The organism is Streptomyces sp. NH27 (assembly GCF_056859195.1).
Window position 1 is genome coordinate 1 of the sequence record NZ_JACEGK010000243.1, and the last position, 11,345, is coordinate 11,345.

General features: G+C 71.3%; 6 protein-coding genes. 2 read left to right on the plus strand and 4 right to left on the minus strand.

Going from position 1 to position 11,345, the window contains the following annotated elements:
* Nucleotides 1–60: 60 nt before the first annotated feature.
* Both AC13HU_RS20385 and AC13HU_RS20390 read right to left on the minus strand, forming a co-directional pair.
* The gene (locus AC13HU_RS20385; protein WP_483043340.1) at nucleotides 61–882 is read right to left on the minus strand and encodes a hypothetical protein; all 822 of its coding nucleotides are present in this window, start codon (nucleotides 880–882) and stop codon (nucleotides 61–63) included.
* Nucleotides 883–1,739: 857 nt separating this feature from the next.
* Nucleotides 1,740–4,457: an FAD/NAD(P)-binding protein gene (locus AC13HU_RS20390; RefSeq protein WP_483043341.1), complete on the minus strand. Its 2,718-nt coding sequence runs from the start codon at nucleotides 4,455–4,457 to the stop codon at nucleotides 1,740–1,742.
* Between the two features lie 221 nt (nucleotides 4,458–4,678).
* Here AC13HU_RS20390 and AC13HU_RS20395 point away from each other — a divergent pair, with 221 nt between their 5' ends.
* Complete coding sequence (locus tag AC13HU_RS20395; RefSeq protein ID WP_483043342.1) at nucleotides 4,679–5,140, plus strand: RrF2 family transcriptional regulator; 462 nt, start codon at nucleotides 4,679–4,681, stop codon at nucleotides 5,138–5,140.
* A 101-nt stretch (nucleotides 5,141–5,241) separates the two neighbouring features.
* Nucleotides 5,242–5,628: a DUF5655 domain-containing protein gene (locus AC13HU_RS20400; RefSeq protein WP_483043343.1), complete on the plus strand. Its 387-nt coding sequence runs from the start codon at nucleotides 5,242–5,244 to the stop codon at nucleotides 5,626–5,628.
* Nucleotides 5,629–5,679: 51 nt separating this feature from the next.
* Here AC13HU_RS20400 and AC13HU_RS20405 read toward each other — a convergent pair whose 3' ends face one another.
* Both AC13HU_RS20405 and AC13HU_RS20410 read right to left on the minus strand, forming a co-directional pair.
* A complete protein-coding gene (locus AC13HU_RS20405) occupies nucleotides 5,680–7,938 on the minus strand; it encodes a serine/threonine-protein kinase (protein ID WP_483043344.1) in 2,259 nt (752 codons plus the stop codon).
* Nucleotides 7,939–8,339: 401 nt separating this feature from the next.
* Nucleotides 8,340–11,030 carry an NPCBM/NEW2 domain-containing protein gene (locus AC13HU_RS20410; RefSeq protein ID WP_483043345.1) on the minus strand — a complete coding sequence of 897 codons (2,691 nt, stop codon included), beginning with the start codon at nucleotides 11,028–11,030 and terminating at the stop codon, nucleotides 8,340–8,342.
* Nucleotides 11,031–11,345: the final 315 nt, after the last annotated feature.

Genomic DNA, 11,345 nt, shown 5'->3' on the forward strand with positions numbered 1-11,345 from the left:
CAGTCGACCCGAACGCCGAACCCCTGCAACTGCTGTGCGGAACGGACCCGGCGGGATTGTTCAGCGCGAGGTCGGAGAGACATCGTCGCAGGCGAGTTCCATCCGCATGGCGATACGGTTCCAGTGCTCCGCACATGTCCGCGCCAGGGTGGCGATCTTCCGCGCCTGATGGGCGGGCGCCTGCAACACCAGCCCCAGATCTGTATTGCGCACGACGTGCGTCTCGAGCCAGCGGATCATTTCCCGGCCGTCATTGCTGTATTTCAGCGCCGGATCGCGCTTCAACGACGCCAATTGCATGTCCGGATCGCCGTATGCGGCCAGCGCGTGAACGGCGGGTTGAATTTCGTGTGCGAACGCCGTGCCGCCTTCGGTGAAACCGTCGTCGCTGACGGATTGTGGTGCGAAACGCGCCCGAGTCACGGGAAACAGCGCCATTCCAACATTTTCCCGTGCGGAGCTTTCCGTCCGACCTGGCAACTGGTCGGACAGTACGGATTTCACCTGGTCAGAGGGAAGTCCGGCGCCCGGACGTCGACTCTTTTCGGAATGCAACGGTCGCGCCCGGCCGTCCCGTCCGACTCGCACCGGTGCCTGTGCGATGCGCCCTGCGGCCTTTCGACGCAGGGCCCCGACTGTCTTGCCGGACAGCCCCGTTCTGGCGGCGATGGCCCGGTCCGACCACTCCGGAAATCCTTCGAGGATCTTCATGGCCGACTTCTTGCGGTCCGACAGCGTCAGCGGTAACCCGTGCCGCATGTTCAACTCCACGGCCAGCAGGAATGCTTCCCATTCCGAGCCGTCGAAGTAGCGGACCTCTACTTCGCGTTGGTCGTTCAGTCGCGCTACGTGCAGTCGGTGCATGCCGTCGACGACCCTCATGGTCGGACGGTGCACGATGATGGGAGGGAGTTTTCCCTCGGTCGCCACCAAGGAGCGGACGTGACTTCGATCGATTCCTTCCAGTCGCGGCGAGTCCGCTTCGCGGAGTGTTGCGATCGGTATTCGGAAGATCGATTCGGACAACCCCTCGGACCGGTCGAGACCGGGGGGTCGAGGGGGCCGATCTTCAGGATGTTCGGATCCGGCGGAGGGATCCCCCGACGCGCTGATCACCATACTGTGTCCTTCCCCGAAGTAAAGTGAACACCACGCACAGCAAATACCCAAGGGTTTCAGTCCTGAACCGGGCGACACAGGGTTCTCTTCGGTCACCGTCGTGTCGAACCGGAACCCCGGATCTGCCCGCGCTGATCGGGTCCGACTCTCTCAGGTGGGGACGGACCCCGCCAGGATCCGGCCGAGGAAGTCGGTGTGCACCCGATGCTGCGCCCGGCGGCACCCGCTGCCGGGGCCGTGCCGCGGGCCGAACCGGACATGTCCCGGTCCGACTTCGACGAGTCCGTCGTCTTCTACCGCGATGCCGCGATGCCGCGATGCCGCGATGTGCTCGGGCTCAAGGTTCGCAACGACGCCTGTCCGGAAGGAAGGACGGGGATGCGCCGGATGACTGCCGGTTCCCCTGCACAGCCCGGCGGGGCGATCGTGCCGGAACTACCCGCGGCCGATCCGTGCGCTTCGCCTGCCGGCCAACGGCATGCCGCGCGGGGTTCGCGACGGCGGCTTCCGCGACCCCGTGGGCACCATGGTGCGCTACGCGCGGCACCGGAGCCGCTGAACGCGCACCGCCCCGCCCCGCAGTCATCGGTGCGCGGGACGGGGGCGACTTGACAAGCGGTTCACGCGGCCGACAGCGCGGCCAGCCGACGGTTGTCCTGCGGCGAGGAACGGCGGGCCAGGCGCTCTTCCAACCGCAGCCGGGCGGCGCTGTGGTGGCCCGCCGACACCAGCGCGTACAGCATCGTCTCCTCCACCACCTCGCGCTGCGCGGCGCTGCCGCCGACGCTGCGCAGCATCGGCAGGATACGTTCGAGGCGCCGGACCGCCTCCGTCCAGCGCTCCTCGACGACGCACACCAGCGCCTCGCACAACGGCGCGACGACTTCCCGCTGCACGGTATCGGCGCCCAGCGCGTGGACGTGCAGCCTGCGCAGGCCCGCCAGGTCGTCGGCGGCCGCGAGGGCGATGGCGGCGTGGAGCGCGGTGAAGGCGGTGGCCGGGCGCTCCAGGATCTCCGCGCCGACGGCGCCGAGCACGTCGTCGATCGGCACCTGGCCCGTCCAACTGTCGGTCACCCGGGCACGCCACAGCAGGGAACCGGAGTCCACCAGCGCGCGGACACCGCGCACCTTGGTCGGCGTGAGCTGCACCGCCCAGCGGCGGCGCACGGCGCCGGTGTCCTCCAACGCGAGTTCGTGCAGGGCCGCGTGCCAGGAGAAGTGGGCGCGGTGGGTGCTGCCGCGACCGCGGGAGCCCAGCCAGTCGTCCAGCCGCATCCGGCCCGCCTCATGGTCGCCGCACTCGTAGTGGACGTGGGCCAGGGCGTGCATGGCGTGCCCGGACGCGGGCTCGTCGACGAGCGCCTGCTCGGCCAGGGCGCCGGCCTCGTCGTAACGGCCCTGCTCCTGGCGCATGAAGGCGAGCAGCGAGGTATGGAACCAGTGCCCGGCGTGTGCCCCGGCCGTCTGCTCGACCAGGCGTACGGCGGTGGTCTCCTCAAGGTCGTGCATGCCGGAGAAGGCGATGGTCGGGACGGCGACGGCGAGCGCGAGCGCGTCACCGGGATACGCGCCGAGGTGCCGCATGAGGGCGGCGTCGCCTTCGGCGGCGGTACCGCGCACCCGGCGGGAGACGACGTCCACGAACGACCGCTCGTGGTCGTCGGCGCGGTCGCGGGCCGAGCGCTCGGCGGCGGCCAGCGCGCGCGGGACGTCCACCTCGGCGCCGGTCTCGTGGCCCATCAGGGCGAGCGCGGCGTGGCCGAGCGCGAAACCCGGGTCGAGCGTGGTGGCGCGGACGAACGCGTCCTCCGCGCCGGAGCAGACCTTCAACAGCCGGGAGACCCCGGAGCGGTAGGCCACCGCGGAGTCGGCGCCGGTGGACAGCGTGAACCCCATGCCGTCGGTCGGCCGCCGGACTCGGCGCGCGGGCCGCGCCCCTGCCTGCGGAGCGGCCAGCGCGGAGAACGCCGCCTCGGCCACGGCCGCGGCCTGCGAGCGGATCTCCGGGATCGCGGTGGTCTCCCACAACTCACCCCGGCGAAGCGCCCCGAGCGTCCACACCGGCCGGTCCGCGCGGCCGTGCGCGTCGCACAGTCGCCCGTTGTCGGTGGCGACGCCCATCCGCATCGGATCGGGCACGGCGGTGCCGTCGGCGAACATGCCCTGCCACAAGGGGTCGGAGAGCCGGCCCGGACCCGTGCAGTCCACCACCCACCCCACCGTCAGCTCCCGCCGGGAGCGGCCGTCGGCAAGGGTGACGGCCAGTCCGTCGGGACGGCTCTCGGCGGCCAACACCCTGCCCTGGTACGTACGCAGTCGGCGGGCCCGGGTGATCCGTGCCACGCACTCCGCGGTGGTCGGCGACATCCGGTGCCGGTGCACGTTCCACAGCGAGCTGTCGTGCGCCAGGAACTCGGCCCGCTCGTCGACCGTGAGCGACGACCACAGGTCGGCCGTGACCGGGCGCAGCCCGTCCATGGCCGGCCGCCAGTCGCCGTGCGCGTGGACGGTTCGGCCGATGTACTGGTACACGGCCGCCCGCACCGCGGCCAACGGCATGTCCTTCAGACGGTCGCCGCGCAGCGCCGGGGGCAGCGGCGCGGGCGGCAGCGGCACCACCGGGTGCGCCTGCGGCAGCCGGCCGTTGCGGGACACCGCGTGCACGGTCCGCCCGGGGCGGTCCAGCGTCATGGCCAGGTCCATGGCGGTGAGGCCGGCACCGACCAGCAGGACGTCGTCGGTGCGTCCCTCGGCCAGTGCCGAGTTCAGGGCCTCGGGCGCCCAGGGGTTGGCGATGAACCGCTCGTCCGCGGCGAGGGCTTCGGGTACCCAAGCGGCCTCGGACGCGGCCGGGCCGGTGGCCAGCACCACGCAGTCGGCGTCCAGGGCGGCGCCGTCGGCCAGTTCGAGCCGGGCGGAGGCGCCGGTGACGTCGCATCCCGTCACCCGGGAGCGCAGCCGGCGGACGCTGACGTAGCCGCGCGCCGCGATGACGGCCTGCCCGAGGGTGTCGGCCAGGTAAGCCCCGTAGCGGTAGCGGGTGGCGAAGTCGTCCGCGCTGACGTCGGGTTCGCCGTGGCGGCACAGCCAGCGGACGAAGTGCCCGGGATCATCGGGGTGACAACTCATCTTTCCGGCCGGCACGTTGAGCCGGTGGCGCGGATCGCGGGTGGCGTACGCGCCGCCGCGGCCGGCCTCGGGAGCCGGGTCGACGAGCACGAGCTCGAAGGGGAATCGGCGGCGTGTGCCCGCCTCGCATAACTGGATCGCGACCATGGTGCCTGCCGCGCCGGCTCCCACGACTGCGATGGTCCGGGAGAGTTGGCCTGACGTCATGCGCTGCCTCCTGCTGCGGTGCGAGGACGACGGGGGCGGGCCATGACCCGCAAGTTCACTATTTCAGTGAACTACCTTCACTCGGCAAGCCCATTGAGGATATTCCCATCGGATTCCACCCGGACTCAAGTGGCGTTCGACGTCCGCCGCAGTCCACCCCGGCGTCGCCCGCACCCACGCCGACCGGCGCCGATGCGGCGCCGGTGTGAGAGAGTTGTCCTGTGCGGATCACAGCCAAGACGGACTACGCTGTTCGGGCGATGGCCGAGCTCGCCGCCTCCGATGTCCCGCTCACCGCGGACAAGTTGGCTGCCCGCCAGGACATCCCGGTCCGCTTCCTGTTCGGCATCCTGCGCGAACTGCGCATGAACCGCCTCGTCCACAGCATTCGCGGCCCCGAGGGCGGCTACGCCCTGGCGCTGCCCGCTGCGGAGATCTCCCTCGCCGACGTCATCCGGGTGGTCGACGGCCCCCTCGCCAACGTCCGCGACCTCAGCCTCACCGGTCTGAGCTACCCCGGTCCTGCCGCACCCCTGCCCGACGTCTGGCGCGCGGTCCGCACCAGCCTGCGTGAGGTCCTCGAAGTCACCAAGCTGTCCGATCTCGCCTCCGGGGACCTTCCCGAAGTCGTCCGGGACCGCGCGCACGTCTATCTCGCCGAAGCCCACGACCAGCGTTCCTAGTGCCGGGAGGGGCACTAGCGTTCCTGGTGCCGCGTGAATTCGTCGTCCCGGGCCATGCGAGGGGCGGGACGGTTCCAGCGTGTGCGGATAGCATCGTCGTCATGGCAGACGACGATTGGACGGTCGAGCGGCACCTGGCCGGCAGACCGCCGGAGGTCGTCGCGCTCTATGACCGCTTCATCGAACTGGCCGAGGTATGTGGGTCGTTCACATATTCCGTGGCGAAGTCGGCGATCACGCTCAAAGGAGAGCGCCGGGGGTTCGCCGGGGCGACCCCGGGCCGCGATCGCCTCGACGGCTACCTGGACCTGCGGCGCAGCGTCACCGATCCGCGGATTCGCCGGTCGGCGCCGTACACGAAGCGGCTGTTCGTGCTGCACTTCCGGGTCACCTCCCCGGACCAGCTGGACGACGAGTTCGCCGGCTGGCTCGGCGAGGCGTACGCCGTCGGCCGGGGCGACCACCTCGACCAGTTGCCCGCACGGTAGGAGCCCCGCCGCCGCGCCCACCCGTCAGGGACCTCATGGTCGGGGCCGACGTCAGCCCGACTTGGGTGGCTTCTGCGCGTCGAAGGCGAAGACGGTGTTGTTGGCCGCGGCCACGATCAGCTCGCGCCCCGCAACGGTCATGCGCGGGCTGGCGCCCTGCTCGCCCGTCAGACCGTCGGCCTGCGGGTTTGTCGTCCACAGGGGTTTGCCGTCGTACGGCGCGAGCGCGACCACCCGGCCGGTTGCCGAGCTGAAGTACAACGCGCCGGCTCCCGCGACGGGCCCCGACGCGCCCTCCACGGCCGTCTGCCGCGACCACTTCTTCCGGCCGGTCGCGGGGTCGAGCGCTGTGACGAGACCGGTCTGCCCGGTCACGTAGACGGTGCCGTCCGCCATGCCGGGCGTCCCCGCGTATGTCTGGGCCAGTCCGGAATACGTGACCTTCCGCGAGGCGGGATCGACCAGCGTCACCCCGTCGTAGCCGTCCTGCGCCGTCCCGTCCATGTGTTCGTGGAGGAGTACGAGGCTGCCGTCGGCGACGCCCATCGGCACGGCGGGGCCGTCGACCGCGATGGGCCTGCCCAGCGTCCCCGAGGCGCGGTCGACCGTGTACAGGGTGGGGTGGAGCACGTCCAGGGCATCCACCTCCGTGTCCGTCGCGCACATCGCGAGGAGTTGGGTGCCCGCCGGGACGGGAGCGCACTGCGTACCGGTGGGGAAGGACGTCGTCCACCTGATGTCACCGCTGTGCGCGTCCCGGGCCTCGAAGCGGGCGTGGGAGGCGTTGACCGTCACGACGGTGGAGCCGACCACGAGGGCGTCCTGGGACGTCCCCGTGACGGCCTCCGACTGGGCACCGGACGGCACCGACCACAGCTCCCGGCCGCTGTTCGCGTCGACGGCCACCACCTCGATGGGAGGGTCCTGCGGGGCGTCCTGGGCGGCGAGGCGGTAACCGAGCACCGTGTCGTCGGTGGCGCCCACCAGGTGTATCCCCTGGACGGGGACGCCCGGGCTCTTCACCGTCCACACCCGCGAACCGTCCACGGCCCTGATACGGGTCGCGACGACACCGCCGCCCCCGCAGAACAGCGCGTCGCCGCGCGCGACGCAACGCAGCTCGTCGGGGGTGTCCGTACCGCCCCGCACGGTCTTGCGCCACGGCGCGAAGCCGTCCGGAAGCGCGGCACCCGACGCCGCGACGCCGGTGACCTTGTTGCCGGCGCTGCTGCCCTTGGGGTCGCCGTGGTTCCCCCCGAAGCCGCCCGCCTCCAGCGCGGCGAGCCCCCCTCCGATCGCCGCCACCGCGACTGCGGCCGCGAGCACAGGACGCCAACGGCCCCGCAGACGGCGGCCGTTGGGGGCCACGGTGCTCCCCGTATCCGGACCGGCCGGACCGGCCGGGGTGGCCGGAGCCGGGGTGGCCGGCGTCGCGAGGTGATGCTGGGTGACCACGTCGCGGGTGTGGCCGGCGTCGACCCCGTATCCATCGGTCCAGCCGAGGTCGGCCGGCAGGTCCCGCAGCAGCACGAGGAGTTCGTCCGCCGAGGGGCGCCCCTCGGGCTCCTTGTCCAGGCACGACTCGACGACCGCGCGCAAAGCCACCGGCACGGCACCCAGCGACGGCTCCTCGTGCACCACCTGATACGCCGTCATGTACGGGCTGTCCGCGTCGAAGGGCCCGCGGCCCGTCGCCGCGTACACCAGCAGCGTCCCCAGCGAGAAGACATCGGACCCCGGTCCCACGCCACGCGGCGCCTGCAACTGCTCCGGCGACATGAAGGGCGGCGTACCGATGACCCGCCCCGTCATCGTCAGCGTCTGCTGGTCCGCGGCGCGCGAGATGCCGAAGTCGATGACGCGCGGGCCCTCGGGCGAGAGCACGACGTTCGAGGGCTTCAGGTCACGGTGGACGACCCCCACCCGGTGGATGTCGCGCAACGCCTCCGCCAGCCCGATGGCGAGCCTCCTCAGCTCCGCCCCGTTCAGCGGGCCCTGCGCGGCGATGTGCTGGGCGAGCGTGGGCCCCTCGATATAGGTCGTCGCCATCCACGGCTGCTCGTCCTCGGTGGCCGCGTCGACCACGGCGGCGGTGAACGCGCCGCTCACCCGCCGCGCCGCCGCCACCTCCTGCCGGAAACGGATACGGAACTCGTCGTCCCCGGCGAACTGTTGGTGGATCAGCTTGATCGCCACCGGTCGCCCGGAATCCATACGGGCCAGGAAGACCGTGCCCATGCCACCCGAGCCGAGGCGTGCCTCAAGCGGATAGCCGCCGATCTCGGCTGGATCGCCTCCGCGCAGCGACACTCTTCCCGACCTCCTGTCCCCGTGCACCTCTGCCGCCACGGGCCTGCGTACCTGTCCTGCAACAAACTAGCCGCAGGGTGGCGCGGCAGGGCAATGCGGGTACGAACAGGCAGCTGCCCGGACCGGTGCGCCCGGTCGAGCTGACCGGCGCCGCGCTGAGCGCTCACCTGGCGGCCGGCCGGAACGCGCCCGGTCCCGAAGCGGTCCGAAAGCGGTCCCGGAGCGGTCCCGGAGCCGGTGTCCCAGCGGCACCTGCGGATCGCGCGGATCATGCTGATCGGGCGGTTCGGGCGGATCGTGCGCCGAGGCTGCTCGCAGACGTGAAGAAGCCCGCTGCCCCGTCACCTCGTACGGGTGACGGGGCAGCGGGCGGTTGTCCGCTCGATGCGCTGCGCCGAATGTCAGCTCGCGCAGGTGAGTTGGGCCAGCCCCCAGTCCGCGTGGTCGTAGTTCTTGCCGTCGCCGCCGTCGCCGACGGCCAGGCTCAGGGTGTGCACGCCGGTGGTGTCGACGGTCAGGTCGATCGCGCTCTGGCCGCCGTGGACCACGTCGGTGGCCGCGAGCTGCTTGCCGTCGTCGCCGAGCACGGTGAACGTGACGCTGCCCTGCCCGCCGGTCTCGTCGTCGACGCCGACGTGGGCCTCGAAGCGGGTGCAGCGGCCCTGGAGGTCGATCTGCACCTGGGCCGGCGCGTTCATGCCCAGGCCCTTCGGGTAGACGGTGCCGTTGATCGTCAGGGGGTGTCCGTCCTGCCCGCCGGCCTCGCCGTTGGACTGATCGCGCTCGACCGGGCCGTAGCCGTTGGTCTCGGTGAGGAAGGGCTGATCGCCGGCGTAGACCGTGCCGTGCAGCGGGACGGAGACCTGCACGACCTCCTCGACGTGGATGGGCGGGGCCTTCCCGCCGGCCGGGTTGGCGTAGGTGGCCACCACGGGTACGTCGACCTCACCGCCCGGCTGGTCCTTGCCGACCGTCACGGTCCAGTGGCCGTCGAGCGCCTTGCCCGCCCGTAGCGAGCCGGCTGCCACGTCCCGGCCGGAGACACTCCAGCCCGCGGGGAGCCGGGTGCTGTCCACCGTCATCCGCACCTGGCGCAAGGGCGTTCCCTGCGGGAGCTGGAACTTCGCGTCGATCCCGACCCTCGCGCCGGGGCCCGCGGTCGTGGTCGAGGGGTCCAGGGTCAGGGAGGTGGCGGGCGCGGTGATCACCGGGTTCTCGCAGTCGGTGCGGCCCTTGGTGGCCGGGCAGGCCAGGGCGACGAAGCCGCCGTTGGCGGCTGCCGGCACCGAGAGGATGTCCTTGGCGGTCACCGTCCGTATGGTGCGCTGTAGTTGGCCGTCACTGTCGGCGACCGTCTCCACCAGCCACTTGCCCTTGCCGAGGAAGCCGAGCGGCGCCTTCATCGTGTCGCTCGCGCCGGCCAGGATGCCGCCGACGAACCAACGGTCGCCGTTGCGGCGGGCGATGACGGCCTGCCGGTCGCCGGCCGGCTGCTGACCGGGCCCGCCGGAGACCAGGTGCGTCTCGTCCCAGGTGGTGGGGAGCTGTTCGAGGTAGCGCTCGGCCACCGGTTGGGCGGCGAACCCCTCGGGGTTGTCGCCCAGCGACGTCCAGCCGGACTCGTAGACCACGGGCAGTGCCAGTTCGTGCGCCAGGGAGTCCTGGCGGTTCGGGCGGGAGAACCACGTCGGGGTGTAGTCCATCGAGCCGACGATGTTGCGGGTGAAGGCGAGGAAGATGTCGCGGGTCGGGTTCTGCCCGTTCTCCTCACCGCGGACCGCCTCGACGCTCATCACCTGCGGCCAGGTGCGTTGCAGGCCGCGCGGGATCGTCGCGCCGTGGAAGTCGATCATCAGCTGGTACTTGGCGGTGTCCTTGAGGATTCCGTCGTACCACTGGAAGGTGGACTGCGAGTCGGAGTCCATGTAGTCGACCTTGACGCCCGCGACGCCCCACGACTTGAGCTTGGGGAACCAGTCGTCGCGCTGCTGCTGGGTCTTCAGGTCGGTCCAGGCAAACCACAGGATCACGTCGACGCCCTTGGCCCGCGCGTAGCGGACCAGTTCGGGGACCCAGCTCGCCTGCCATCCGGCGTCCACGAGCGTGTACTGCAGGCCGTGTTCGGCCGCGTAGTCCACGAAGTCCTTCTGCCGGTCGTAGTCGCCGGGGCTCGAACCGTTGCTCAGCCAGGACCAGTCGTCCACGCCCGGCCGTATCCAGGAGGTGTCCTTGATCTTCGCGGGAGGCGCGAGGTCGTTCACCAGGGTGGAGCCGACCAGCGTGTCCAGGCTGCCCACGATCGCGGTGCGCCACGGCGTCGACAACGGCCCCTGCGAGGTGACGGGCGCGTTGTCCGCCAGCGCCACGGAATACGCGCCGCTGCCGTCCACATGGTCGAGGTGGCTGCCGGAGTACCGGCCGTCGACGTCCGCCTCCGTCAGCAGCACATAGGTGCTGCCCTCCTCGAACAGCGTCGGGTAGCCGAATGAGCAGGTGTCGCCGGTGCACGTCCTGGGCTGCGCCTCGTTGGCCGCGCCCGCGGTGCTCTCGGTCCGCTCGGTCTCGTAGCTGCTGGAGTACGGCTGGACCCAGGCCCTGGCGTCCGTCGGCAGTTCGAACGTCGACGCCTCCTGCGTCACGGTCACCGGGCCCTTGTCGTCCAGCAGGTACCGGTAGGCGACGCCGTCGTCGGACACCCGTACCGCGACGCCCAGTTGGGCGCCGTCGGCGCCGCGGAAGGTGAACGTCGCCTCCCGCATCGTGGCCGAAGTCCGCAGTTGCTTGCCCGTGGTCATCCGGTAGGACTCGTGGACCGTGCGGTCCTGGCGCCTGACCAGCCGCAGACCCGTCGTCAGGTCGTGCTGGTCGGTGCGGATCCCGAGCCGGCCCGGTAGCAGTACCGGCGCGCTGCCGCGTTCGACCGCGAGGTGCAGCCCGCCCGCGGCGTCGAGGTCGAGTTGCGCGGTGAGCGTCGAGCGGCCGGGGTCGTCCACCGTCCACGAGTCGGTGGAGTGCTGTGCGGCGGTGGACGGCGCGGCAGCCGCCACGACCAGTCCGCTGCCCAGCAGCGCCGACAGGGTCACGCCGGTCACCACTCGCCGGAGTCTTTCACGCCGTAGTCGCATGCATGTCCTTTGCCTTGGACCACCGAACGCTTCCGGAAACCGGTCCCTGACCGATCTCCATCACGGGTTCAGTGGTCGCCAGTTGAACAACAACGAACTTTTTCCGAGCATTTCCGTCACATGTCACCGGAACTCCCCATGCGCGTCAAGCGTTTGGACTGATCGGCCGGGGCGCCGAGTGGCGAACTCGCCGGCTTGACGCCTCTGTTCGCTTTTGTTCGCTCCGGCTGCGGTCCGTGCGAAACGCTTCCGTCGGGGCGGGGCGGGCCACCAAGGCGGCGC

Bases quoted from the DNA above. Each gene is read 5' to 3' on its own strand.
- AC13HU_RS20385 (WP_483043340.1), bottom strand. From the start codon at position 882: ATGAGGGTCGTCGACGGCATGCACCGACTGCACGTAGCGCGACTGAAC.
- AC13HU_RS20390 (WP_483043341.1), bottom strand. From the start codon at position 4,457: ATGACGTCAGGCCAACTCTCCCGGACCATCGCAGTCGTGGGAGCCGGC.
- AC13HU_RS20400 (WP_483043343.1), top strand. From the start codon at position 5,242: ATGGCAGACGACGATTGGACGGTCGAGCGGCACCTGGCCGGCAGACCG.